Origin of the sequence: Ponticoccus litoralis, assembly GCF_039769985.1 — a bacterium.
GTDB classification, from domain to species: domain Bacteria; phylum Pseudomonadota; class Alphaproteobacteria; order Rhodobacterales; family Rhodobacteraceae; genus Ponticoccus; species Ponticoccus litoralis.
Window position 1 is genome coordinate 614,398 of record NZ_JBDNCH010000002.1, and the last position, 23,367, is coordinate 637,764.

The following is a 23,367-nucleotide window of genomic DNA, read 5'->3' on the forward strand; positions in this document are numbered from 1 at the left end:
GGTCATCGGTCTCGGTGTAGCCCGTGTCGACCGAGCCGCCCGATGGCCCGGTTCAAGGCAAGCGCGGCAAGGGGCAATGCGATCCAGACCCCGAAGAGGTAGATCAGCGCCGTCGAGGCGGGCACCGGCTCTGCCCCGCCCAGCCACAACAGCGGCAGGAACCACAGCACCAGCCCCAGAACCGACAGCGCCCGACCCGTGTCCATCAGCCGCCGCCGCCGGTAGGTGTGCCGTTCCACGAACAGCGGCGGGCGGCTTCCGGCCCCGCGGGGCGCGCCGGTCATGCGCCGGACAGGGTCCGGACGGCGTCCAGCACCTCGGCGTTGGAAAACGGCTTGGTCATGAAGCGGCTGGCACCCGCGCGCTCTGCCATCTCGCGGTCGCGGCTCTGGCCGCGCGCCGTCAGCATCAGCACCGGCAAGGCCGCCATGGCCGCATCCTCGCGCAGCTCGCGCAGGATGTCGTAGCCCGACCGCCCCGGCAGCATGACGTCGAGGATCAGCACATCCGGCGCGCGGCGGCGCACCACCTCGGCGGCGTCCTCTCCGTTGGAATGCGTGTGCACATGCCAGCCCTCGCGGGACAGGATGAACTTTATGGCCTCGATGATGTTCGGTTCGTCCTCGATCAGCAGAACCTGTCCACCCATATGTTTCCCCCCGTGCCCCCGCGTCGTCCCGGCCCGTCTGATGCGGGTTTCTCCTTGCAGGTCAGGCACCAAGTCTAAGCCCCTTCCTCCCGCACTGTCAAAACGCCGATGGCCCTATCCTGCGTTTTTCCGGGCCACCCCCGCAATTTGATTATCCGGGTCGGCGCCGGTTGGCCGCCCCGGTCCGGGGTCAGCCGAAAATCGACGGCTCTCGGCGCGCGGCGCAGGCCTTGCGCGGACAGACGCGGCAGGTGACGCCGACCTCTTCCGCCCCGTCGGGATCTTCCACCCGCGGCGACAGGGGCCGCACCAGCATATGTGCCCGGTAAAGCGGGTCGACATTGGCGCGCGGCACGCCGACCGGCATGGCCAGCGCCTCGGCCCGGAACTCTGCTGCCCCGCGCCCCGCCGGTCTCAGGGGCCCGTCCAGCAGGACCATGGGCCGGTTGAGCGCCCGGTAGAGCGGCCAGAGCGGGCAGCCCGCCCCGAAACGCGGCATCGGGAAATCCGGCAGCGGCTTGCGGTAACTCAGCACCCCCGAGGCATCGCAGATCGCCAGCCCCACCGGCTCTGCCAGGACCTCTGCGGGCATGGCCGCAAGGCGCCGCATCACCTGGTCCATCGGCGCGCCCAGCACCTGCGCAAGCGCCAGCGGCTCGGGCTCTTTGACCCGGTCGAGCGCATCGCGCATCACCGCCAGCGGCAGCGCGGCGGCATCCTCGGCATAGCCGTCCAGCCAGTCGCGGATCAGCGTGCGGGCAGAGCGCGACAGCCGCCCGGCCAGCCGCGCCAGCGCGCGCCCGACATCGGCGCCGCCCTCCAGTTCCGGCACGTGATGGCCCGCCGCCTCCAGCGCGCTGTCCAGCTCTTCCTGCGGGGCGCCCGTTTCCGTGGCCTGCGCGTCGTCCGCTTCGAGATAGGTCACCAGACCGCGCGAGGTTTCGGCCAGCCGCGCGCTGTCCTCGTAGATGTTGCGGTGAAAGCGCCCCTGCCACTCCGGGTCGATCTCGCCGGGCTCGGCAAGGATCGAGGCGGCGGACCGGATCGCCGTCACCGTCGACAGCATCTCGTGCAGCGACATGGCAAGCTGCGGGTCATGGGTCATGCGGTCGGTCAGGGTCTCGACGCTGCGCTCTAGCTGCGCGATGCGCAGCCGGCTGTCCGCCAGCAGCTGCGCCCAGCCCGGCAGGCGACCGGCGAATTCGTCGATGCGGTCCAGCTCTGCCCCCGACTGCGGCATGTCAGAGGCCGCCTCGCGCAGGGTCGCCACCAGCGCCGCGCCCGCCCCCTCGGTCAGGGTCGAGGGCTCGACCTCGAGGATCTGCGCAATGTCCAGCAGCAGCTTGCCGCCGATTCTGCGGCGATTATGCTCTATCAGGTTGAGATAAGAGGCCGATATTCCCGCTTCGCGTGCAAGCTCTGCCTGCTTCATCCCGTGCAAGACCCGCCTTTCGCGGATCCGCGACCCCGTTAACGTATCTTCAGGGATTGCCTTTCCCTCCGCGTAATCAAGGGCTTTCTGCGCCGCAATATAAACTCCTTTACAGTATTCCACAGAACACTTTTCAAAGGTTCACAAAAAAACCCTGCATTGTAAACGACTTGTTGCGCGATTTTCTGCGCACCATGCATATTGGCTTTGCACTATGTGCATGCGTCCGGCGGGAAGAGGAGCCCGTCGCTCGCTCTTCATGAAATGGGAGGATTTTATGTCCAAGACCAACCTGACACGTCGTGGCGTGCTCAAGTCCGGCGCCGTTGCAGGTGCAGGCGTTGCCCTGCCGACGATCTTCACCGCGTCTTCCGCATCCGCCTTTACCAACGAGCCCACCGGCTCCAGCGTGACGCTGGGCTTCAACGTGCCCCAGACCGGCCCCTATGCCGACGAGGGCGCCGACGAGCTGCGCGCCTACGAACTGGCGGTCGAGCATCTGAACGGCGGCGGCGACGGCGGCCTTCTGAACACCTTCTCGTCGAAGGCCCTCGACGGCACCGGGATCATGGGCAAGAAGGTCGAATACGTCACCGGCGACACCCAGACGAAATCGGATGCCGCCCGCGCCTCGGCCAAATCGATGATCGAGAAGGACGGCGCCATCATGATCACCGGCGGCTCGTCCTCGGGCGTCGCCGTGGCCGTGCAGGGCCTCTGCCAGGAGGCCGGCGTGATCTTCATGGCGGGACTGACCCACTCCAACGACACCACCGGCAAGGACAAGAAGGCCAACGGCTTCCGCCACTTCTTCAACGGTTACATGTCCGCCGCCGCGCTGGCGCCGGTGCTCGAGGGGCTCTATGGCACCCAGCGCAAGGCCTATCACCTGACCGCCGACTACACTTGGGGCTGGACGCAGCAGGAATCCATCGCCGCCGCCACCGAGGCCCTGGGCTGGGAGACCGTCGAGAACGTGCTGACGCCGCTGGCGGCCACCGACTTCTCGTCCTACATCGCCCCGGTCCTGAACTCGGGCGCCGACGTGCTGGTGCTGAACCACTACGGCGGAAACATGGTCAACTCGCTGACCAACGCGGTGCAGTTCGGCCTGCGCGAAAAGCAGGTGAACGGCACGAACTTCGAGATCGTCGTGCCGCTTTTCTCGCGCCTCATGGCACGCGGCGCGGGCGAGAACATCAAGGGCATCGTCGGCTCGACCAACTGGCACTGGTCGCTGCAGGACGAAGGCTCGAAGGCCTTCGTCAAGAGCTTCGGCACCAAATACGGCTTCCCGCCCAGCCAGGCCGCGCACACCTGCTACGTGCAGACGCTGCTCTATGCGGATGCGGTCACCCGCGCCGGGTCGTTCAACCCCTGTGACGTGGCCGCGGCGCTGGAGGGCTTCGAGTTCGACGGCATGGGCAACGGTCCGACCCTGTATCGCGCCGACGATCACCAGTGCTTCAAGGATGTGCTCGTGGTGCGCGGGAAGGAAAACCCGACGTCGGAGTTCGACCTTCTCGAGATCGTCGAAGTGACCCCGGCGGCGCAGGTCACCTACCCGCCGGATCACCCGATGTTCGCGGGCGGCCAGCTCGGCTCCTGCAACCCGGGCGCCTAAGGGCACCAGGCCCGGAATTTTGCAAAAATTCCGGGCCGATTTCTTTCAAAGAAATCGGCACCCCTAACCCGCCCTCCGGCCCTCCGGAAGGGCGCTCACGACACTTTACCCGATGGTGGGGTTCATGGACGCATTCCTCCTTCAAATCCTGAACGGGCTCGACAAGGGCTCTGCCTATGCGCTGATCGCGCTCGGGCTGACATTGATCTTCGGCACGCTGGGCGTCGTGAACTTCGCCCATGGCGCGCTGTTCATGATCGGCGCCTTCTGCGCGGTCACGCTGCAACGGCTGTTCGGCCTGTCCTTCGAGACCATCGACGAGACGCAGACCGACTTTCTCGGCAACCCGCTGAAGGTCAAGACACCCTATGTCGAGGCCTGGTTCGGCCCGGACTTCGGCGCCACGATCATCGACTGGTCGGTGCCCCCGGCCATCCTCTTCGCGATCCCGGTCATGCTGGTGATCGGCTACGTGATGGAACGCGGCCTCATCAAGCATTTCTACAAGCGCCCGCACGCGGACCAGATCCTCGTGACCTTCGGCCTTGCCATCGTGCTGCAGGAGGTCATCAAGTACTATTACGGCGCCAACCCGATCCAGACCCCCGCCCCCGAGGCCCTCTCCGGCGTCATGCAGGTGCTGCCCGGCGTGGTCTACCCGGTCTGGCGCGTGGTCTACTTCTGCTTTGCCGTGCTGATCATCGGCGGCGTCTTCGCCTTCCTGCAGTTCACCACCTTCGGCATGGTCGTGCGCGCCGGCATGGCCGACCGCGAGACCGTGGGCCTTCTGGGCATCGACATCGACAAGCGCTTTACCCTGATGTTCGGCCTCGCCGCCGCCGTCGCGGGGCTTGCGGGCGTCATGTACGGGCCGATCAATGCGCCAAACTACCACATGGGCATGGATTTCCTTGTCCTGTCCTTCGTCGTGGTCGTCGTGGGCGGCATGGGCTCTCTGCCCGGCGCCGTCGCCGCGGGTTTCCTGCTGGGCATCCTCGAAAGCTTTGCCTCGACCACCTGGGCCACCACCACGATCCCCGGGATCAACCAGATCATCATCTACCTCGTCGCCATCATCATCCTTCTGACCCGTCCGCGCGGTCTGATGGGTCGCAAAGGCGTGATGGAGTAAGCCAATGTTCGGACTTGAGAAAAGAGACAGCCTTCTGCTGCTGATCGTCGCCATCCTGACGATGTGCGCCCCCTTCATCCTGAACCCCTTCCCGACCGGTTCGGCCCTCGCGCAGTTCAACGCGGGCTACCCGGACCTGATGCAGCGATTCGTGATCTTCGGGATCTTCGCCATCGGCTTCAACATCCTCTTCGGCCTGACCGGCTACCTGTCCTTCGGCCATGCGGCCTTCCTTGGGGTGGGGTCCTACTCGGCGGTCTGGATGTTCAAGCTCTTGTCGATGAACATCGTCCCGGCGATCATCCTGTCGGTGCTGATCGCGGGCCTCTTCGCCCCGGTCATCGGCTTCGTCTCGCTGCGCCGGACCGGGATCTACTTCTCGATCCTGACGCTGGCCTTCGCGCAGATGTCCTTTGCGCTGGCCTATTCGGTGCTGACGCCGATCACCAACGGCGAGACCGGGTTGCAACTGACGCTGGACGATCCGCGGGTGCTGGGCGTCTCGGCCACCGCCGACGGCTCGATCCCCGTGACCAACCTCTTTGGGCTGGAAATGCGCTCGGCCTACGAGATGGCCGTCGGCCCGTGGAGCTTCACCTTCTCGGCGGGCTACTACGTCTGCGCCGTCGTCATGCTGCTGGCCTTCTACCTGTCGATCCGCATCTTCCGGTCGCCCTTCGGGATGATGCTGCGGGCGATCAAGTCGAACCAGACGCGGATGAACTACACCGGCCTGAACCCCAAGCCCTACACGCTGGCGGCCTTCGTGATCTCGGGCATGTACGCGGGCCTTGCGGGCGGGCTGATGGCCTCCATGGATCCGCTGGCCGGGGCCGAGCGGATGCAGTGGACCGCCTCGGGCGAGGTTGTCCTGATGACCATCCTCGGCGGTGCCGGCACCCTGATCGGGCCGGTGCTGGGCGCGGGTCTGATCAAGTATTTCGAGAACATCTTCTCGAAGATCAACGACAACGTCCTGCACGGCTGGTTCGCCTTCATGCCCGACGGGATCGAGGACCTCATGGTCACCGTGGTGCATCCCTTCGTCGGCAAGGGCTGGCACCTGACCCTTGGCATCATGTTCATGCTGGTGGTGATCTTCCTGCCCGGCGGCCTTGTCGAGGGTGGCCAGCGGATCGGACGCATGATCCGCGGCAAGAAGACCGAAAAGGCCAAATCCACCGCCACCAAGCCCGCAGAGTAAGGAGAGACCACCATGGGAATTCTCGAAGTCAAGGACGTGGGCAAACGCTTCGGCGGTCTTCAGGCCCTCTCGGACGTCAACCTGAGCGTGGCAGAGAACACCTGCCACGCGATCATCGGGCCGAACGGCGCGGGCAAGTCGACGCTGCTCAACTGCCTCGTCGGCAAGCTGATCCCGGACACCGGCTCGGTGCTTTTCGACGGCCAGTCGGTGCTGGGGCGCAGCCCGCACGAGATCAACCAGCTGGGCATCTCGCGCGTGTTCCAGACGCCCGAGATCTTCGGCGACCTGACCGTCATGGAGAACATGATGATCCCGCTTTTCGCCAAGCGCGACGGGGCCTACCGCCTGCACGCGGTGAAGGGCATGTGGAGCGAGCGCGCGCTGGTCGAAGAAGCCGAGCGCATGCTGGACGAGGTCAACATGGCCGACAAGCGCAACATGCATTCGGCCTCGATGTCGCGCGGCGACAAGCGACGGCTCGAGATGGCCATGTGCCTCGTGCAGGACCCCAAGCTGCTGCTGCTGGACGAGCCGACCGCCGGGATGGCGCGCGCCGACACCAACAACACCATCGATCTGCTGAAAGAGATCAAGGAAAAGCGCGACATCACCATCGCCATCATCGAACACGATATGCACGTGGTGTTTTCCCTCGCCGACCGGATCACCGTGCTGGCGCAGGGCACCCCGCTGGTCGAGGACCTGCCCGAGAAGATCAAGGGCCACCCCAAGGTGCGCGAGGCCTACCTGGGCGAGGCCGCCTGACCCCGGCGGGCGGGCCCCGAACCCCACCCCGCCGCGCCACTCCACCCGGGGCCTGAACCCGCCCCGCCGCGAACACGAGGGACCATCCCGATGAACGTCAGACCCGACTTTTCCAAACACGCCAACCAGGCCGAAACCGCGCCCGCCTTTCTGTCCGTCTGGGACATGCATGCCTATTACGGCGAAAGCTACATCGTGCAGGGCATTTCCTTCAACGTGCACGAGGGCGAGATCCTCGCCCTGCTGGGCCGCAACGGGGCCGGCAAGACGACGACCCTGCGGTCGATCGCGCGGATGGACAGCCCGCAAGTCAACCAGGGCGAGATCTGGCTGGATCACCAGCCGCTGCACAATATGCGGTCGCATCAGGCGGCGCAGGTGGGGCTGGGGCTGGTGCCCGAGGACCGCTCGATCATCCCCGGGCTGACGGTCGAGGAAAACCTGAAGCTGGCGCAGATCGCCCCGCCCATCGGCTGGTCCATCGAACGGCTCTACGACCTTTTTCCGCGCCTCGGCGAGCGCCGCAATCAAGAGGGAGTGACGCTGTCGGGTGGCGAGCAGCAGATGTTGTCCATCGCCCGGGCGCTGGCGCGTGACATCAAGGTGCTGCTGCTGGACGAGCCCTACGAAGGCCTCGCCCCGGTGATCGTCGACGAGATCGAAAAGACCCTGCGCCACATCAAGGAACAGGGCATGACCACCATCATCGTGGAACAGAACGCGGTGCGCGCGCTGCAACTGGCGGACCGGGCGGTGATCCTCGACACCGGTTCCATCGTCTTCGACGGTTCCGCCGCCGAGGTGCTGGAGAACGAAAGCCTGCGGGCCGAATATCTGGCGATCTGACGCGCCGGAGTCTACGACCAAGAAACCGCTTGTAATCGGGGGCCGGGAGTTCTTCCCTGCCCCCGACGGCATTTCAGGAGGAGAGACCCATGAACAAGACCTACCCGCCCTCGGCCGAGCTGGCCTCGAAGGCGCATGTTGATGCGGCGAAATACGATGCGATGTATGCGGCCTCGGTCGCGGATCCGGCGGCCTTCTGGGGGCAGCAGGCAGAGCGGCTGGACTGGATCAAGGCACCCAGCGAGATCAAGAACACCGACTTCACGCTGGGCCAGGTCAGCATCGAGTGGTTCCGCGACGGCACGCTGAACGTCGCCGCCAACTGCATCGACCGCCACCTGGAGACCCGCGGCCAGCAGACCGCCATCATCTGGGAGCCCGACGATCCGTCCGAGCCCGCCCAGTCGATCAGCTATGCCGACCTGCACCGCCGCACCTGCCGCATGGCCAACGTCCTGGAAAGCCTCGGCGTCCGCAGGGGCGACCGCGTCATCATCTACCTGCCGATGATCCCCGAAGCCGCCTATGCCATGCTGGCCTGCGCCCGCATCGGCGCCATCCATTCCATCGTCTTCGCCGGTTTCTCGCCCGACGCGCTGGCCGCCCGGGTGAACGGCTGCGACGCCAAGGTGGTGATCACCGCCGACGAGGCGCCCCGCGGCGGCCGCAAGACCCCGCTGAAATCCAATGCCGACAAGGCCCTGCTGCACTGCAAGGACAGCGTGAAATGCCTGGTCGTCAAGCGCACCGGCGGCCAGACCACCTGGACCGAAGGGCGCGACTTCGATTACAACGAGATGGCGCTCGAGGCCGACGACTACTGCCGCCCGGTGGAAATGAAGGCCGAGGACCCGCTGTTCATTCTCTACACCTCCGGTTCGACGGGTCAGCCCAAGGGAGTTGTGCACACAACGGGTGGATATTTGGTTTACGCCGCCCTGACGCATGAGGTGACCTTCGATTACCACGAGGGCGATGTCTACTGGTGCTCGGCGGACGTGGGCTGGGTCACGGGCCATTCCTACATTGTTTACGGGCCCCTGGCGAACGGCGCGACGACGCTGATGTTCGAGGGTGTGCCGACCTGGCCCGACGCCTCGCGCTTCTGGCAGGTCTGCGAAAAGCACCGCGTGACGCAGTTCTACACGGCACCGACGGCGATTCTGCGCGCTGATGGGACAGGGTAACGATTTCGTAACGAAATGCGATCTAAGCTCGCTGCGGCTTCTGGGGACGGTGGGCGAACCGATCAACCCCGAGGCCTGGAACTGGTACAACGACGTCGTGGGCGGCGGGCGCTGCCCCATCGTCGACACCTGGTGGCAGACCGAAACCGGCGGCCACATGATGACGCCCCTGCCCGGCGCCCATGCGACCAAGCCGGGCGCGGCGATGAAGCCCTTCTTCGGCGTTCAGCCGGTCGTTCTCGACCCGCAGAGCGGCGAGGAAATCCATGACAGCCCGACAGAGGGCGTCCTGGCCATCAAGGACAGCTGGCCCGGGCAGATGCGCACCGTCTGGGGCGATCACGACCGCTTCGAGAAGACCTATTTCTCGGACTACAAGGGGTATTACTTCTCGGGTGACGGCTGCCGCCGCGACGCCGACGGCGACTACTGGATCACCGAGCCGCGTCGACGACGTGATCAACGTCTCGGGGCACCGCATGGGCACGGCAGAGGTCGAATCAGCGCTGGTGGCCCATGAGAAGGTGGCCGAGGCCGCGGTCGTGGGCTACCCGCACGAGATCAAGGGCCAGGGCATCTACTGCTACGTGACCCTGATGTCGGGCATCGAGCCGGACGAGGAGCTGCGCAAGGAGCTGCGCACATGGGTCCGCACCGAGATCGGCCCCATCGCCAGCCCCGACCTGATCCAGTGGGCCCCGGGCCTGCCCAAGACCCGCTCCGGCAAGATCATGCGCCGCATCCTGCGCAAGATCGCCGAGAACGACTATGGCAGCCTCGGCGACACCTCCACACTCGCCGACCCCTCTGTCGTCGAGGACCTCATCGAAAACCGCATGAACAAGGGCTGACGATGATGGACGGAGCACACAACAGGGGCTGATCGGCGCATGTGCACCGACAGCAATGGGGCACCCGCAGGCGGGTGCCCCGTACCGACCCGGGCGCGGGCGGCTGTCTCTTGATAGCGCGCAAGGACTTAGGCCCATCGCCCCGACCCCTCATCAAGACCCGGGAAACTGTCGCCAATTGTTCCCAAACCGCTGCCAGCGCCGCAATTCGGTGGTATCATGCTGCCGTGGGGGCGTGCCGGATGGAGACTTCATCATGCAGGTTTCGGGTATCTCGAGCCTGAGCGCGCCGCAGGGTTCCGGCGATCCTGCCCTTTCTTCGGGTGCAGGGGCTGATTCGACAGAACGGACCAAGGTCCTGCCCGTCGTCGGCATGCGGGACCCCGAGACCCAGCGGTCCGCAGGGCCCCCGGCGCAGTTCTGGCGCACGCTGAACGGCGGGCCGGATCCGGCGACCCATATCGCCCCGCCTTCGATCATGCAGATCAAGATTACGCAGATGCTGGACGAACAGGCCATCGCCACGAAGGACACCGGCGAGGGCCCTGCCCCGCCGGTGGCCAATAGGGACAAGGCGCCCGGCCACCCCTTTGGCACAGCGGAAACTGCCATGGCACCGCCCGCCACGAGGCCGGACACCACCGGAACCGAGGATGCACCACGCCGCCGCGCCCCCGCCCCAGAGGGCTATGAGGCCGCCGCCAGCGTGATCCGGGAAAGGCGCATAGCGGTCGACGCCTGAGCGCCGCGCCCCCGCCGATCCCGGCGGCCTCGGCCCGATACGCGTGCCATCGCTTTTCACCGCTACCCGCTTCCCCTATAAGCGCGATCGTGGCCCAAGGCAGGCCGCTTCGAATGGCGAGGACGAGATGAGCACCAAGACCCATGACGCTGACGTGGCCTTTATCAAGGCGCTGGCCCAGCTCCTGCGGGAAAACGATCTGACCGAACTGGAGGTCATGCGCGAGTACAGCGAGGACGACAGCCTGAACGTCCGCGTCAGCCGCGCCGCGCCGGTCGCGGCCCCGGCCCCGGCGCCCGTGCAGGTCACCGCAGCACCCGCCGCAGCGCCCGCCCCCGCCCCCGCGGCGGCAGACCTGCCCGAGGATCCCGCCGACCACCCCGGCGCCGTGACCTCGCCCATGGTCGGCACCGTCTACATGCAGGCCGAACCCGGCGCGCCCGCCTTCATCACCGTGGGCAAGCAGGTCGCCGAGGGCGACACCCTGCTGATCGTCGAGGCGATGAAGACCATGAACCACATTCCCGCGCCGCGGTCCGGGACCGTCAAGCGCATCCTCGTCGAGGACGGCGCCCCGGTCGAATACGGCGCGCCCCTGGTCATCCTGGAATAAATCCCGGGGGAAAAACCATGTTCGACAAGATCCTGATTGCCAACCGAGGTGAAATCGCGCTGCGCGTGATCCGCGCCTGCCGCGAGATGGGCATCCCCTCGGTCGCGGTGCATTCCACCGCCGACAGCGACGCCATGCACGTCCGCATGGCCGATGAAACCATCTGCATCGGCCCCGCGCCCTCGACCGACAGCTACCTGTCGCTGCCCGCCATCATCTCGGCCTGCGAGGTCACAGGCGCGCAGGCGATCCACCCGGGCTACGGGTTCCTCAGCGAAAACGCCCGCTTCGTGCAGATCGTCGAGGACCACGGCCTGACCTTCATCGGCCCTTCCGCGCAGCACATCCGCATCATGGGCGACAAGATCACCGCCAAGGAAACCGCGAAGGAACTGGGCATCCCGGTCGTTCCCGGCTCTGCCGGCGGCGTGCCCACGGTCGAGGACGCCAAGACCATCGGCGCCGACTTCGGCTATCCGGTGATCATCAAGGCCACCGCCGGCGGCGGCGGGCGCGGCATGAAGGTTGCCCGCTCCGAGTCCGAGATGGAGCGCGCATTCATGACCGCCCGCTCCGAGGCCAAGGCCGCCTTCGGCAACGACGAAGTCTATATCGAGAAATACCTGCAAAAGCCGCGCCACATCGAGATCCAGGTCTTTGGCGACGGACAGGGCGGCGGCGTCCATCTGGGCGAGCGCGACTGTTCGCTGCAACGGCGTCACCAGAAGGTGCTGGAAGAGGCCCCCGGCCCCACCATCACCCCCGAGGAACGCGCCCGCATCGGCAAGATCTGCGCCGACGCCATCGCCAAGATGGGCTACAGCGGTGCCGGTACGATCGAATTCCTCTACGAGGACGGCGAGTTCTACTTCATCGAGATGAACACCCGCCTTCAGGTCGAACACCCGGTGACAGAGGCGATCTTCGGCGTCGATCTCGTGCGCGAACAGATCCGCGTGGCGGCTGGCGAAAAGCTGTCTTTCACGCAGGACGACCTGACGATCAACGGCCACGCCATCGAGGTCCGCATCAACGCCGAGAAGCTGCCCGAATTCCGGCCCTCTCCCGGGCGGATCAGCCACTTTCACGCGCCGGGCGGCCTTGGCGTGCGGATGGATTCCGCGCTGTACGACGGCTACCGCATCCCGCCCTACTACGACAGCCTGATCGCCAAGCTGATCGTGCACGGACGCGACCGGCCCGAAGCGCTGGCCCGGCTGAACCGGGCGCTTGGGGAATTGATCGTTGACGGGATCGATACCACGATCCCGCTATTTCATGCGCTGTTGCAGGAAAGAGACATCCACACGGGCGAGTACAACATCCACTGGCTTGAAAAATGGCTGGAATCCGGCGGGTTGGCGAAATAAGCTCCCTGTCTTCGTCGGCCATGTCTTGCCGAAGGGAACTCTTTGAGCCATGTACTGATTGGCAGAGAGAGACCCTCATGCTCTATTCGGCCTGTAGACAGGTCCAACAGTTCCAAGAGGAGTGACCCAATGAAGACCCTTGCAAAGCTCGCAGTCGTCGCAACCCTGGCAGCAGCCCCGCTGGCGGCAACCGCTCAGGAAGCCAACGACCCCTTCGTTTCGACGCAGACGTCGACCGTTCCGGCCCTCGCCGTTCTCGGCGGCATGGCGCTGATCATCGCAGTCGCGTCGGCAGACGGCACCAACTAAGCGCCGCTTCCCGGCGCCGGTTGATACCAACGTCAAGGACGGCGGGCTTTCGGGTCTGCCGTCCTTTTCTTTTGCGCCGCGCATTTTCCCTGTCGGCGCGCATGGCGCGACGCCGGGAGGCCTTCGCGGTTTGCAGGGCTTCGCGCGCTCGGCTATCTGTCTGGAAAGCAGCGCAGCGCGGACCAATGACCGTCACCCCCGAGCTTCTTCTTCAGGCCTATCGAACCGGCATTTTCCCGATGGCGGAAACCCGGGACGATCCGGAAATCTTCTGGGTTGATCCGCGTCGGCGCGGCGTGCTGCCGCTGGACGGTTTTCACGTCTCGCGCAGTCTGGCCAACCGTCTGCGGCAGGACAGGTTCACGGTCACGCTGAACACAGATTTCCCCGGGGTCATCGACGGCTGCGCCGACCGGCCCGAAACCTGGATCAGCGGCGGCATTCGCGATCTATACGCAAGGCTGCACGCCATGGGCCACGCCCATTCGCTGGAAGTCCACGCAGAGGGCGCGCTTGTGGGCGGTGTCTACGGCGTCACGCTGGGCGCGGCATTCTGCGGAGAGTCGATGTTCTCGCGCCGCACCGATGCCTCGAAGGTCGCGCTGGCCTGGCTGACCTGCCACCTGGCGCGCTGCGGCTTCACCCTGTTCGACACGCAGTTCCTGACGACGCATCTCGCCTCGCTCGGCGCGGTCGAGATCACCCGAGAGGCCTATCGTGACGCCCTGTCGCTGGCCCTGTCATGCCCGGCCGACATCCTGTCACGCCCCCTGCCCGCCAGCGGCGCCGAGGTCGCGCGACATCACCGCCGCGACGCTCAGGAGGTGGAGCAGCGCAACACCCAGACGTCGTAGCGCGGGTGGTCCATGGGGTTCAGTGCGGGCGAGGACGCGACCATCCAGCCGCGAAAGACCGGTTCCGCCACGCCTGCCTCGCGGATCGTCAGGAAGGCATAGGCATCGCCCGAAGGGTTCCCGCTGGGATAGCGGCAATCGCCCAGTTCGACCTCCATCACGCCGAAGGCCGCGCGCTGGCCGTTGGCGATGGTCATGTCGGTCGTCGCGGCGTTCAGCTTGTCCAGCCCGCGCAGCACCGCCCCGGTGCCCTGATCCACCGCTTCCTGTGCCGAAGCAGCCCCGGCCAGCAGCATCAGAAACGCAATCAGCCTCATTCCTCGTCTCCGCTGCCCACGTAGCGCAAGAGCAGCGTCAGCAGGCTGACAGAGCCCTGCGTGTCAAGGATCTCGTCCCCGGCCCCGTAATAGAAAGGCGAGCCGCCCGGCGAGATCTCGACGAAGTTGCCGCCCAGAAGGCCCTCTGACGCGATGACAATGGCGCTGTCGTCGGGCACCTGGATGCCCTCGTTCAGCGTGACCACGGTATCGGCGCGATAGGTTTCCGGGTTCAGCACGATGCCTGTGACGGCGCCCACCTTGACGCCCGCCAGCCGCACGTCGGTGCCGACGTTGACCCCTTCGATGGACCGGAACGAGGCGCGCAGGTCATAGCCAGAGGCGCCCAGCGAAAAGCCGGTCGCCTGAACGGTGTAGACGACAAAGGCAAGGGCGGCCGCAAGGACCGCGCCGCCCACGGCGACCTCGGTGGTGGAATGGGTCATTCCGGGCTCCAGGCCTCGTAGTCGCGGCGCTCTGCGGGCTGTTCGCGGCGGATCGATCCCGGCGGCGCATAGGCCAGCGCCGTGCCGGTCAGGTTCTCGATATGCGGCTTTTCCCAGGGCTTGTGCGGCAGCGGGCGTTCGCTGGGCAATTCGTCGAAGGTGTGATGCAGCCAGCCGTGCCAGTCGGGGCTGACGCGGCTTGCCTCCATCTCTCCGTTGTAGATCACCCAGCGTTTCTTGCCGTCGGCGGTCCGGTAGAAGGCATTGCCCTGCTCGTCCTCGCCCACCTTCACCCCCTTGCGGGCGGTGTAAAGCGCGGTGTTCAGCGTCGACCCGTTCCACCAGGTCACGGCGCGCAGCAGCGTCTTCAGCAGACTCATGGGCAGGGCTCCCGTTTCTTGCCCCCTCTCTATGGCGAATTTGCGCGGGCGGGTCCAGTGGCCGCCGTGACGCATCCCTGCCCCGGTGCGCGCGGCTTCGCTCAAAATTTCTGGTCGCGGGGCCAGGGCTTGCCTATCCTTTGCCGAAAAAGCCGACGACCCAGCAACGATCCGGGCAGAGATGACAGACGCGTTCAGACCCATAGCCATCAAGGGCGTGCAGGTGCCGCATTCGCCCTTCCTCACCGACACCCGCATCCGGCGGATCGAAGAGGCGCGCTATGAGGGCGAAGAGATTGCCGGCGCGCTGGCGGTTTGCCGCCCCGGCGACCGTGTCGTGGAAATGGGCGCGGGCCTTGGCATCGTCTCTGCCGTCACCGCGATGAACGCGGGCCCCGAGGCGGTGCTGAGCTTCGAGGCCAACCCCAACCTCATCCCCCATATCCGCGCGCTGCACGCGCTGAACGGTCTCGAAGACCGGATCGATGTGCGCAATCAGGTCGTGATCAGCGCCCCCGACCGCCCCGAGACGATGGATTTCTTCCTCGGCTCCTCCTACCTCGGCAATTCCCTGATCGACCGCGAGACCCGCCGGACCGAAGCGGTTCCCGTGCAGACCGCCGCTTGGGCGGACGTGGTGCGCGACTTCCGTCCGACCGTGCTGATCATGGATATCGAGGGCGGAGAGCTGGACTTCCTGGCCCATGCCGACCTGTCGGGACTGCGCGCCGTGGTGCTGGAATTCCACCCCGACCTTTACGGCAAGGAGGGCATGCGCCGCTGCAAGGAGGCGCTGCGCGACGCCGGCTTCGGCAAGCTGGCCAAGACCTCGACCCGTTTCGTCTGGACCTGTGTCAGGACCGCGCCGAAACAGGACGCCCGCGCGCTGCGCCCCGACCCCGCGGGCGGCTGGTCCTGCACGCTGCGGGCCGTGAAGGGCGCCGTCGTCACCGGCGCCCGCATCAACCAGCTGAGCGCACCCTCGGGCGTGATCACCAGCACCGGCGCCGACGTGCCCGAAGGGGCGCTGTGGCGCAACATGCGCCGCATCAACCTGCCCTTCGAACGCCCGCCCCGGGTGGAACGGCTGGAAGGCCGCTGGCTCTGGGGCGGCGTCATGTGGCGCAACTTCGCGCATTTCGTGGTGGAAAGCCCCGGGCGGCTCTGGGGTTACGACACCGTGCCGGGCGGCGTGGATGGCATCCTCTTCGTGCCCCGCCGCCCGCGCGAAGACCCCGACCTGACCGGCTTCCGCGCCGATTTCTTCGCGGCCATGGGTCTGGGCGATGTCCCCATCCGCGTGGCCCACAAGCCGACCGAGGTGGCGGAGCTTATCGTGCCCGGGCAGGGCTTTGGCCTTGGCGCGATCACCGACGGCACGCAGATCTTCCGAGACTTCATGCACCGCCGCTTCGGCGCCGGGATCGCGCCCGAGGGGGGCGAAAAACTGTACATCTCCCGCGCGCTTCTGGGGCCGTCCCGTGGCGCCCTGCTGGGCGAAGAGCGCGTCGAAAAGCTGATGAGGGCCGAGGGCTACGACATCTTCCACCCCGAGCGTCACACCATCCCGCAGCAGATCGCCCGCTACAAGGCGGCCCGGCAGATCGTCGCCTCGGAAGGCTCTGCGCTGCATCTTTACGCCTTCTGCGGGCGGGCCGATCAGCGCGTCGCGATCCTGTGCCGCCGCCGCTCCGGCTCGACCGCGCAGATCGCGCGCCATATCGCGGGTTTCACGGGCCGCACGCCCGTGGTGATCGACCACCTGCGCGCCGTCTGGCAGAACGTCGAAAGCCCGCGCCCGCGCCTGTCCGTGGGCGAACCCGACCTGCCCGCCATGCAGGTCAGCCTGCGCGCGGCGGGCTTCATCGGCGAAGGCGCCCCCCGGTCCGCGATCCCCGAACACGAGGCGCAGGCCGCGCTTGGCGACCGCTATTTCCGAGAGGCGGCAGAGGCCTAGCGGCCCCCGAAAGGCCCGCCCCCGCCGCCAGAACCGCCGGTCAGGCCAGCGTGGTCAGCTCGATCTCGATCCGGTACTTGGGGTCGATGAGGTTGCATTCCACCATGGTCGCGGCGGGCGGGTTGTCCCCGAAAACCTCTTTCAGGACCGGCCAGCAGGGCTCGAACTCTGCCGCGTCGGGCAGATAGTATGTGACCCGGACGGCCTTGTCGAAACCCGATCCGGCCTCGGCCAGCGCCTTGCCGATGACCTCCAGCGCGGCGCGGCACTGCGCAACCACGTCGTCGCCCTGCCCCACGGTGCCCGCGACATGGACGAAGCCGCCCGCGACGACGGCGCGGCAATAGCCGACCTTTTCCTCGAAGGGACTGCCGGTGTGGATACGTTTGATGGTCATGGGTGCGGCCTTTCGCCTGTTGGGATATGGCGCGGCAATGGCGCCAAACGCCAGCGCGCGCAAGGGTGATCGGGGCGCCATGGCAGGGTGCGCCCTGCCACCAGAGACGGCCCACGAAAAAGGGCGAGGCCCGCGCGCCCCGCCCTTTTCATACGTCCTGTCGAAGGGGCCTCAGGCCGAGGCACCCTCTTTCTTGTTTTCCGCGTAGATCATCAGCGGCTTGGCGTCCGAGGTCACCGCCTCGTCGTTCACCACCACCTCGGTCACCTCGTCCATGCCCGGCAGTTCGAACATGGTGTCCAGAAGGATGCCTTCGAGGATCGACCGCAGGCCGCGCGCGCCGGTCTTGCGCTCGATGGCCTTCTTGGCGATCGAGGACAGCGCGTCGTCGGTGAAGGACAGCTGCGTGTCCTCCATCTCGAACAGGCGCTGGTACTGCTTGACCAGAGCGTTCTTGGGCTGCGTCAGGATGGTGATCAGCGCGTCCTCATCCAGATCCTCCAGCGTCGCCACCACGGGCAGACGGTAGACGAATTCCGGGATCAGGCCGAACTTCAGCAGATCCTCGGGCTCGAGAGAACGGAAGGTCTCGCCCACGCCCTGCTCGCTGTCGTCGCGCACATCGGCGCCGAAGCCCATGGCAGAGCCCTTGCCGCGCTGCTTGATGATCCGGTCCAGGCCGGCAAAGGCGCCGCCGCAGATGAACAGGATGTTGGTCGTGTCCACCTGCAGGAATTCCTGCTGGGGATGCTTGCGCCCGCCCTGCGGCGGCACCGAGGCCACGGTGCCTTCCATCAGCTTCAGCAGCGCCTGCTGCACGCCCTCGCCCGAGACGTCGCGGGTTATCGAAGGGTTTTCCGACTTGCGGGTGATCTTGTCGACCTCGTCGATGTAGACGATGCCGCGCTGCGCGCGTTCGACGTTGTATTCGGACGCCTGAAGCAGCTTCAGGATGATGTTCTCGACATCCTCGCCCACGTAGCCCGCCTCGGTCAGCGTGGTCGCATCCGCCATGGTGAAGGGCACGTCCAGAATGCGCGCCAGCGTCTGCGCCAGCAGCGTCTTGCCGCAGCCGGTGGGGCCGATCAGCAGGATGTTGGATTTCGCCAGCTCGATGTCCGAGGACTTCTGCGCGTGGTTCAGGCGCTTGTAGTGGTTGTGGACCGCGACCGAGAGAACGCGCTTGGCCTTCATCTGGCCGATCACGTAATCGTCAAGCACTTCGCAGATCTCGCGTGGGGTCGGCACGCCCTCGGAGGATTTCAGCCCCGCGCCCTTGGTCTCTTCGCGGATGATGTCCATGCAGAGTTCGACGCATTCGTCGCAGATGAAGACCGTCGGTCCCGCGATCAGTTTGCGCACCTCGTGCTGGCTCTTGCCGCAAAAGCTGCAATAGAGCGTGTTCTTGCTGTCGCCGCCTGAATTCGTTGCCATCCTGCACCTTTCCCGGGCTCAGTCCCGGTCTCCTCATCCGCATCAGTCGCGCGACCCCTGCCGCGCCCGGCCCCGGGCCAGCCCGAACCCCGGACCATGGCCTGTCGTCCGGATTCGACAAGTCTAGGCCAGCCCCAAGGGCACGACAATCCGAAAGTTCGCCCCGCCCCGGGCCCCGGCCCGGGGCGGGACAGTCTTACTTCGCCTCTTCGTCGGGCACGCGGTTGGTGACGATCTCGTCGATCAGCCCCCATTCCTTGGCCCGCTCGGCATCCATGAAGTTGTCACGCTCCAGCGCGGCCTCGACGGTCTCGTAGTCCTGACCGGTGTGCTTCACGTAGATTTCATTCAGTCGCCGCTTCAGCTTCAGCGTCTCTTCGGCGTGGATCATGATGTCCGTCGCCTGCCCCTGGTAGCCGCCCGAGGGCTGGTGCACCATGATCCGGCTGTTGGGCAGCGAATAGCGCATGCCCGCCGCCCCGGCGGTCAGCAGCAGCGACCCCATCGAGGCCGCCTGCCCGATCACCGGGGTCGAAACCTTGGGCTTGATGTACTGCATGGTGTCGTAGATCGACAGGCCCGAGGTGACGACACCGCCGGGGCTGTTGATATACATCGAGATTTCCTTGGACGGGTTCTCGGCCTCAAGGTGCAGCAGCTGCGCCACCACAAGGCTGGACATGCCGTCGTGGACCGGCCCGTTCAGGAAGATGATCCGCTCCTTCAGCAGGCGCGAGAAGATGTCGTAGGCGCGTTCGCCGCGGCTGGTCTGCTCGACCACCATGGGGACGAGGTTCATGTAGGTGTCGATCGGATCTTTCATTCTGCCTGCCTCGGATTGCTGAACTGTGTCGTAACGCCGGAAAGTTACCTGAGTCTTAGTAGCGGTGTTGGGGGGCTGCAAGGGGCCCCGGTCCGACGGCACCGGCCCGAAGCCCGGCCTGCCCCATCGATCCGGCCGTTCCTGCCAAGGGATCTTCCGTTTACCGCGACATGCGAAGCGGGCCTTTCAAGGCTGCGGGGTCTCCCGCCCGGCGCCGGGCGCGCCCCTGCCGCAGTCCGCCGCCGCGACCCGGGGCCCGGCCCTCGGCAGTCTCGGGCCTGTCGCCATGGCTGCACCACCGCGCCGGAACGAAAGACGATATTACCCGGGCCGTTCTGCACCGCCACGGCACCCAAGAGACCGCGCCTCTTCCCGGGGCACTCCTCTGGCGCAGCAATTTCAAGGGCTTCCTAGAATTGCGCCCCCCGCTCTTCTCTGGTCTTCGAAATACCTCGGGGGGCGCGCAGCGCGGGGGCAGAGCCCCCTCCACGCCCGCCAGAAAGCCTCCGGCCTGAACCGGGAACAACGACACGCCCGCCCCGAAAGCAGGGCTCTCCCCGGTGTCAGGCCCCGCGCCCTAGCCGCCGATCCGCCGCGGTTCCGCGCAGCGATGGGCCGCGCATTCCAGCTCCAGCGTCACCTCCCGCAGCCCGTGCGCCTCGACCAGCCGCGCCTTCACCGAGGCCTTGATCGCATCGGCCCGCGACCAGGCGCCCTCGACCACCACCAGATGCGCCGTCAGCGCAGAGCGGCCCTCGTCGATCTGCCACAGGTGGGCGCTATGCAGCGCTTCGACGCCCTCGACGGCCTCGGCGCTTTCCAGCACCGCCTCGGGGGCCATGGCGGGCGGCGTGCCCAGCATCAGGATGCGGATCACGCCGCCGATCTCGGCCCAGGCCATCCACAGGATGTATCCGGCGATGCCCAGCGTCACCAGCGGGTCGACCCATGTCCAGCCGAACAGCAGGATCAGCGTGCCCGCAAGGATCACCGCGACCGACCCCAGCGCGTCGGCGAGGTTGTGCAGGAAGGCCGCGCGGATGTTCACGCTGTCCTGCGCCATGCGATAGGTCAGCCATGCGGTCACGAGGTCCACCACAAGGGCGACACTGGCGATCACGACGATCAGCCAGCCCGTCACCTCCTGCGGATCGAAGAAGCGCAGCACCGCCTCGTAGACCAGGTAGAGCCCGATCAGGATCAGCGTCGTCAGGTTGATCAACGCCGCCACCACCTCGGCCCGGCCATAGCCGAAGGTCATGGCCTCGTCGGCGGGCCGGCGCGCGATGCGCCGTGCCCAGACCGCGATCACAAGGCTCGCGGCATCCGAGAAATTGTGCAGCGCATCGGCGATCATCGCCAGACTGCCCGAGACGATCCCGCCGATGATCTGCGCGACGGTCAAGAGGACGTTGACCCCCACCGCCGCCGCCAGCCGCTTGTCACCGGCAAGCTGTTCGGGGTCGATGTGGTGGTGATGATGGTGGCCGTGCGAGCCATGCGCGTGATCGTGGGGCATGGGCGCAGAAAGCGCCCGCAGACGGCGAAGGTCAAGCCCCCCTCGGCCCGGCGCGGGCACCCGGCGATGGGCGCGCCGACAGGCGGGCCGCCCACCGCCGCAGGGCTTTGCAAACCGGCCGGATACGCCCTGCGAACCGGTCGGTTCTCCGTTTACGGGCCGGAAACCCGCGTCAGGATCCGGTCACCCGAACATGTCCGAGGTGATCCCCTCGTACCAGCCGATGCTTTCCTCGAAGGTCGCCTTGCGCATGGCCGCGTCCTCTCCGGTCTGGCTGACGAAGCTGGAGACCGAGGCGATCTTCTCCTCGGTCGGCTCGTAGGCCGCGCCGACCTTGACGCCGTCGTCGGTGGCGATCAGCGACCAGCAGGTGTTGCTGTACTTGGCCGGGAAGACGCGGCTGCCGGTCAGCGCGCCGCGCACCGCCATGGCCGCCACCTTGGCCTGTGAATTGGCGCTGAAGCCGGACTTGGGCATGTCGCCCTGATTGGTCGCATCCCCGAGGACGTAGATGTTTTCATCCATGCGCGACACCATCGAGTGCCCGTCGACCGGCACCCAATTGCCTTCGGTCAGGCCCGCCGCCTCGCAGATCAGCCCCGCCTTCTGCGCCGGAATGACGTTCACGACGTCGGCCTTGATCACCTCGCCGTCGATGTCGACCTCCATGGTCTGCGGGTTCACGCTGGTGTTGCCGCCGCCGAAATCCGGGCCGATGCGTTCGATCATGCCGGTGTAGTGCTTCTGCCAACCCTCCTCGAAAAGCCCCTGCTTCGAGAACTTCTCTTTCGGGTCGGCGATGATGATCTTGGCGGTCGGATTGCGCTCTTTCAGCACATGGGCGACCATCGAGATCCGCTCGTAGGGGCCCGGCGGGCAGCGGTAGGGGTTCGGCGGCGCCACCATGACGAAGGTTCCGCCCTCGGGCATCGCCTCGATCTGAGCTTTCAGCAGGGTGGTCTGCGTGCCCGCCTTGTAGGCGTGGGGCATGACGCCCTGTGCCGAAAGATCCCAGCCCGCGACCGAGCCCGCGACGAAATCGATCCCCGGCGACAGGATCAGCCGGTCGTAGGGCACCGACCCACCGCCCGCCAGCGCAACCGTCCTGGCGTCGCGGTCCACCCCCGTCGCCCAGTCGTGCACCACGTTGATGCCGTAGTCGCTGGCCAGCCTGCCGTAGTCATGGGCGGTGGACTGAAGATCGCGGAAGCCGCCGATATAGAGGTTGGAAAAGAAGCAGGTGTAATAGGTCCGCGAGGGTTCGATCAGGGTCACGTCGATCTCGCCGTTGGAATCCTTGGCGATATAGCGCGCCGCCGTGGCCCCGCCCGCGCCGCCGCCGACCACCACGACCCGGGGCCTGCCCTGCGCCTGGACCATGGGCGCCGAGAGACCCGCAAGCGCGATCCCCGATCCGATGAAGTGTCTTCTGTTCAAGGCCATGTCCGTTCTCCTCCTGGCTGGACGGGTCGCATGGTCCGGGCTCCTCTTTCCCCGACCAATGGCACAAGGCCCCCGTTCCCTGCGGAACGGGGGCCTTGCTTGTCGTGCAATTTCAACGGGCGTCTCAGACTGGCAGCGCCCCGAAGACCGCCGCCAGCGTCAAGAGCGCGCCCAGAAGCAGAATGCGGGCTGCAAAGCTCATGAGAAAAGGGTCCGGTATGGTATGGTCGGGGCCAAACCCCGTGATCAACTAAGAAAACAGGCGACCAATGTGCCGCCCGGCACCTGCCTACTGTCGCTTGTGATTCCCGGATGGCCAACGGTGGAAAACCTTACCCTTCGTTTACTCAAGATCCTCGAAATAGGCGGCGAGGGCCGCGATTTCCTCATCGCTGAGGCGCCCCGCCATCATCTGCATCACCGGATGCGGACGCAGTTTCTGCTTGTAGGCATGCATGGCCACGACGAAATCCTCGGTGTTCCATGCCACGATCGAGGGGATGCCCTCGTCCGATCCGTCGCGCTTGTGGCAGGTCAGGCATTCCGAGGCGAGATATGCGCCGTATTCCGCGTCACCCACGATGGCCAGCACCTCTGGCGGCAGGTCGACCTCGCGCAGAATCGCGGTGGGCGCGCTTTCGGGGATGTCCTGCGGACTGGCGGTGAACTGGCGCAGATAGGCCAGAACGTCGTGCCGGTCCTGCCTGTCCTTGATGCCGCGAAAGCTCATCCGCGTGCCAGAGACCAGCGCGCGGGGGTTCTCGATATAGGCATCGAGACGCGCGTAATCCCATGTCAGGCCGTCGCCATGGGCGCGGTCCATGGCATCGGAATAGTCGAACCCCTCGACGCTGCCCGCGCGGCGCCCGAAGATGCCGTTCAGATGCGGACCGGTGCGGTTCTCGGCGCCGGGGCCGATCTGGTGGCAGGTCACGCAGCTGCGGTAGATCTGCGCGCCGCGCCCGGCATCGCCGATCAGCTCTGCCGCATCGTCCTGCGCAAACGCCGGCCCCGCGAAGAGGGCCAGCGCCATGGCCGTGGCTGTCTGCCGCAGCAGCACCTACGGCATC

General features: G+C 66.3%; 23 protein-coding genes and 1 pseudogene. 12 read left to right on the forward strand and 12 right to left on the reverse strand.

Annotated features, from left to right (window positions below; translation table 11 throughout):
* Positions 1–2: 2 nt before the first annotated feature.
* The 3 genes from ABFB10_RS04015 to ABFB10_RS04025 form a co-directional block, all read right to left on the reverse strand.
* Positions 3–284: a hypothetical protein gene (locus ABFB10_RS04015; RefSeq protein WP_347165517.1), complete on the reverse strand. Its 282-nt coding sequence runs from the start codon at positions 282–284 to the stop codon at positions 3–5.
* Positions 281–649 carry a response regulator transcription factor gene (locus tag ABFB10_RS04020; protein ID WP_347165518.1) on the reverse strand — a complete coding sequence of 123 codons (369 nt, stop codon included), beginning with the start codon at positions 647–649 and terminating at the stop codon, positions 281–283. The genes ABFB10_RS04015 and ABFB10_RS04020 overlap by 4 nt, the downstream gene beginning before the upstream one ends.
* Before the next feature lie 190 nt (positions 650–839).
* Positions 840–2,138: a helix-turn-helix domain-containing protein gene (locus ABFB10_RS04025; RefSeq protein WP_347167928.1), complete on the reverse strand. Its 1,299-nt coding sequence runs from the start codon at positions 2,136–2,138 to the stop codon at positions 840–842.
* A 220-nt stretch (positions 2,139–2,358) separates the two neighbouring features.
* Here ABFB10_RS04025 and ABFB10_RS04030 point away from each other — a divergent pair, with 220 nt between their 5' ends.
* The 11 genes and pseudogenes from ABFB10_RS04030 (at position 2,359) to aat (ending at position 13,581) form a co-directional block, all read left to right on the forward strand.
* The gene (locus tag ABFB10_RS04030) at positions 2,359–3,705 is read left to right on the forward strand and encodes a substrate-binding protein (RefSeq protein WP_347165519.1); all 1,347 of its coding nucleotides are present in this window, start codon (positions 2,359–2,361) and stop codon (positions 3,703–3,705) included.
* A gap of 124 nt (positions 3,706–3,829) precedes the next feature.
* A complete protein-coding gene (locus ABFB10_RS04035) occupies positions 3,830–4,837 on the forward strand; it encodes a branched-chain amino acid ABC transporter permease (RefSeq protein ID WP_347165520.1) in 1,008 nt (335 codons plus the stop codon).
* A 4-nt stretch (positions 4,838–4,841) separates the two neighbouring features.
* Entirely contained in the window at positions 4,842–6,041 is a 1,200-nt protein-coding gene (locus ABFB10_RS04040) for a branched-chain amino acid ABC transporter permease (RefSeq protein ID WP_347165521.1), read from the forward strand.
* 12 nt (positions 6,042–6,053) lie between these two features.
* Complete coding sequence (locus ABFB10_RS04045) at positions 6,054–6,809, forward strand: ATP-binding cassette domain-containing protein (RefSeq protein WP_206566654.1); 756 nt, start codon at positions 6,054–6,056, stop codon at positions 6,807–6,809.
* Positions 6,810–6,899: 90 nt separating this feature from the next.
* Positions 6,900–7,655, forward strand: coding sequence for an ABC transporter ATP-binding protein (locus ABFB10_RS04050; RefSeq protein WP_023848405.1), 756 nt, complete (start codon positions 6,900–6,902; stop codon positions 7,653–7,655).
* A gap of 89 nt (positions 7,656–7,744) precedes the next feature.
* Positions 7,745–9,693 (forward strand): annotated as a pseudogene (gene acs, locus ABFB10_RS04055) (acetate--CoA ligase).
* A gap of 256 nt (positions 9,694–9,949) precedes the next feature.
* Positions 9,950–10,435, forward strand: coding sequence for a hypothetical protein (locus ABFB10_RS04060; protein WP_347165522.1), 486 nt, complete (start codon positions 9,950–9,952; stop codon positions 10,433–10,435).
* 127 nt (positions 10,436–10,562) lie between these two features.
* Positions 10,563–11,048 carry an acetyl-CoA carboxylase biotin carboxyl carrier protein gene (gene accB, locus ABFB10_RS04065; protein WP_347165523.1) on the forward strand — a complete coding sequence of 162 codons (486 nt, stop codon included), beginning with the start codon at positions 10,563–10,565 and terminating at the stop codon, positions 11,046–11,048.
* Positions 11,049–11,065: 17 nt separating this feature from the next.
* Positions 11,066–12,418: an acetyl-CoA carboxylase biotin carboxylase subunit gene (accC, locus tag ABFB10_RS04070; RefSeq protein ID WP_347165524.1), complete on the forward strand. Its 1,353-nt coding sequence runs from the start codon at positions 11,066–11,068 to the stop codon at positions 12,416–12,418.
* A gap of 129 nt (positions 12,419–12,547) precedes the next feature.
* Positions 12,548–12,727, forward strand: coding sequence for a hypothetical protein (locus ABFB10_RS04075; RefSeq protein WP_347165525.1), 180 nt, complete (start codon positions 12,548–12,550; stop codon positions 12,725–12,727).
* A gap of 185 nt (positions 12,728–12,912) precedes the next feature.
* On the forward strand, positions 12,913–13,581 hold the full coding sequence (gene aat, locus ABFB10_RS04080; RefSeq protein WP_347165526.1) for a leucyl/phenylalanyl-tRNA--protein transferase: 669 nt from the start codon (positions 12,913–12,915) through the stop codon (positions 13,579–13,581).
* Here aat and ABFB10_RS04085 read toward each other — a convergent pair.
* From ABFB10_RS04085 to ABFB10_RS04095, 3 genes are read right to left on the reverse strand one after another with little or no spacing between them, the layout of a single operon-like run.
* Entirely contained in the window at positions 13,545–13,898 is a 354-nt protein-coding gene (locus ABFB10_RS04085; RefSeq protein ID WP_206564607.1) for a DUF2155 domain-containing protein, read from the reverse strand. The genes aat and ABFB10_RS04085 overlap by 37 nt on opposite strands.
* Positions 13,895–14,344, reverse strand: coding sequence for an outer membrane lipid asymmetry maintenance protein MlaD (mlaD, locus tag ABFB10_RS04090; protein ID WP_347165527.1), 450 nt, complete (start codon positions 14,342–14,344; stop codon positions 13,895–13,897). The genes ABFB10_RS04085 and mlaD overlap by 4 nt, the downstream gene beginning before the upstream one ends.
* Positions 14,341–14,724 (reverse strand): NADH:ubiquinone oxidoreductase subunit NDUFA12, encoded by a 384-nt coding sequence (locus ABFB10_RS04095; RefSeq protein ID WP_347165528.1) that lies wholly within the window; start codon positions 14,722–14,724, stop codon positions 14,341–14,343. The genes mlaD and ABFB10_RS04095 overlap by 4 nt, the downstream gene beginning before the upstream one ends.
* A gap of 181 nt (positions 14,725–14,905) precedes the next feature.
* On the opposite strand from ABFB10_RS04095, the gene ABFB10_RS04100 reads away from it, so the two are divergent.
* Positions 14,906–16,681: an FkbM family methyltransferase gene (locus ABFB10_RS04100; protein WP_347165529.1), complete on the forward strand. Its 1,776-nt coding sequence runs from the start codon at positions 14,906–14,908 to the stop codon at positions 16,679–16,681.
* Between the two features lie 40 nt (positions 16,682–16,721).
* On the opposite strand, the gene ABFB10_RS04105 is transcribed toward ABFB10_RS04100, so the two are convergent.
* The 6 genes from ABFB10_RS04105 to ABFB10_RS04130 all read right to left on the reverse strand — a co-directional run bounded on the left by ABFB10_RS04105 (position 16,722) and on the right by ABFB10_RS04130 (position 23,330).
* The gene (locus tag ABFB10_RS04105) at positions 16,722–17,078 is read right to left on the reverse strand and encodes a RidA family protein (protein WP_347165530.1); all 357 of its coding nucleotides are present in this window, start codon (positions 17,076–17,078) and stop codon (positions 16,722–16,724) included.
* Between the two features lie 171 nt (positions 17,079–17,249).
* Positions 17,250–18,512, reverse strand: coding sequence for an ATP-dependent Clp protease ATP-binding subunit ClpX (gene clpX / locus ABFB10_RS04110; protein WP_347165531.1), 1,263 nt, complete (start codon positions 18,510–18,512; stop codon positions 17,250–17,252).
* A gap of 196 nt (positions 18,513–18,708) precedes the next feature.
* A complete protein-coding gene (locus ABFB10_RS04115; RefSeq protein ID WP_347165532.1) occupies positions 18,709–19,335 on the reverse strand; it encodes an ATP-dependent Clp protease proteolytic subunit in 627 nt (208 codons plus the stop codon).
* Between the two features lie 577 nt (positions 19,336–19,912).
* A complete protein-coding gene (locus tag ABFB10_RS04120) occupies positions 19,913–20,854 on the reverse strand; it encodes a cation diffusion facilitator family transporter (protein ID WP_347165533.1) in 942 nt (313 codons plus the stop codon).
* Positions 20,855–21,037: 183 nt separating this feature from the next.
* Positions 21,038–22,297: an FCSD flavin-binding domain-containing protein gene (locus ABFB10_RS04125; RefSeq protein ID WP_347165534.1), complete on the reverse strand. Its 1,260-nt coding sequence runs from the start codon at positions 22,295–22,297 to the stop codon at positions 21,038–21,040.
* Positions 22,298–22,640: 343 nt separating this feature from the next.
* Entirely contained in the window at positions 22,641–23,330 is a 690-nt protein-coding gene (locus ABFB10_RS04130) for a c-type cytochrome (protein ID WP_347167929.1), read from the reverse strand.
* Between the last annotated feature and the right edge of the window lie 37 nt (positions 23,331–23,367).

Excerpts from the sequence above, each read along its gene's own strand:
- ABFB10_RS04015 (WP_347165517.1), bottom strand. The coding sequence starts at position 284 with ATGACCGGCGCGCCCCGCGGGGCCGGAAGCCGCCCGCCGCTGTTCGTG.
- ABFB10_RS04020 (WP_347165518.1), bottom strand. The coding sequence starts at position 649 with ATGGGTGGACAGGTTCTGCTGATCGAGGACGAACCGAACATCATCGAG.
- ABFB10_RS04030 (WP_347165519.1), top strand. The coding sequence starts at position 2,359 with ATGTCCAAGACCAACCTGACACGTCGTGGCGTGCTCAAGTCCGGCGCC.
- ABFB10_RS04035 (WP_347165520.1), top strand. The coding sequence starts at position 3,830 with ATGGACGCATTCCTCCTTCAAATCCTGAACGGGCTCGACAAGGGCTCT.
- ABFB10_RS04040 (WP_347165521.1), top strand. The coding sequence starts at position 4,842 with ATGTTCGGACTTGAGAAAAGAGACAGCCTTCTGCTGCTGATCGTCGCC.
- ABFB10_RS04045 (WP_206566654.1), top strand. The coding sequence starts at position 6,054 with ATGGGAATTCTCGAAGTCAAGGACGTGGGCAAACGCTTCGGCGGTCTT.
- ABFB10_RS04050 (WP_023848405.1), top strand. The coding sequence starts at position 6,900 with ATGAACGTCAGACCCGACTTTTCCAAACACGCCAACCAGGCCGAAACC.
- ABFB10_RS04060 (WP_347165522.1), top strand. The coding sequence starts at position 9,950 with ATGCAGGTTTCGGGTATCTCGAGCCTGAGCGCGCCGCAGGGTTCCGGC.
- accB (WP_347165523.1), top strand. The coding sequence starts at position 10,563 with ATGAGCACCAAGACCCATGACGCTGACGTGGCCTTTATCAAGGCGCTG.
- accC (WP_347165524.1), top strand. The coding sequence starts at position 11,066 with ATGTTCGACAAGATCCTGATTGCCAACCGAGGTGAAATCGCGCTGCGC.
- ABFB10_RS04075 (WP_347165525.1), top strand. The coding sequence starts at position 12,548 with ATGAAGACCCTTGCAAAGCTCGCAGTCGTCGCAACCCTGGCAGCAGCC.
- aat (WP_347165526.1), top strand. The coding sequence starts at position 12,913 with ATGACCGTCACCCCCGAGCTTCTTCTTCAGGCCTATCGAACCGGCATT.
- ABFB10_RS04085 (WP_206564607.1), bottom strand. The coding sequence starts at position 13,898 with ATGAGGCTGATTGCGTTTCTGATGCTGCTGGCCGGGGCTGCTTCGGCA.
- mlaD (WP_347165527.1), bottom strand. The coding sequence starts at position 14,344 with ATGACCCATTCCACCACCGAGGTCGCCGTGGGCGGCGCGGTCCTTGCG.
- ABFB10_RS04095 (WP_347165528.1), bottom strand. The coding sequence starts at position 14,724 with ATGAGTCTGCTGAAGACGCTGCTGCGCGCCGTGACCTGGTGGAACGGG.
- ABFB10_RS04100 (WP_347165529.1), top strand. The coding sequence starts at position 14,906 with ATGACAGACGCGTTCAGACCCATAGCCATCAAGGGCGTGCAGGTGCCG.
- ABFB10_RS04105 (WP_347165530.1), bottom strand. The coding sequence starts at position 17,078 with ATGACCATCAAACGTATCCACACCGGCAGTCCCTTCGAGGAAAAGGTC.
- clpX (WP_347165531.1), bottom strand. The coding sequence starts at position 18,512 with ATGGCAACGAATTCAGGCGGCGACAGCAAGAACACGCTCTATTGCAGC.
- ABFB10_RS04115 (WP_347165532.1), bottom strand. The coding sequence starts at position 19,335 with ATGAAAGATCCGATCGACACCTACATGAACCTCGTCCCCATGGTGGTC.
- ABFB10_RS04120 (WP_347165533.1), bottom strand. The coding sequence starts at position 20,854 with ATGCCCCACGATCACGCGCATGGCTCGCACGGCCACCATCATCACCAC.
- ABFB10_RS04125 (WP_347165534.1), bottom strand. The coding sequence starts at position 22,297 with ATGGCCTTGAACAGAAGACACTTCATCGGATCGGGGATCGCGCTTGCG.
- ABFB10_RS04130 (WP_347167929.1), bottom strand. The coding sequence starts at position 23,330 with ATGGCGCTGGCCCTCTTCGCGGGGCCGGCGTTTGCGCAGGACGATGCG.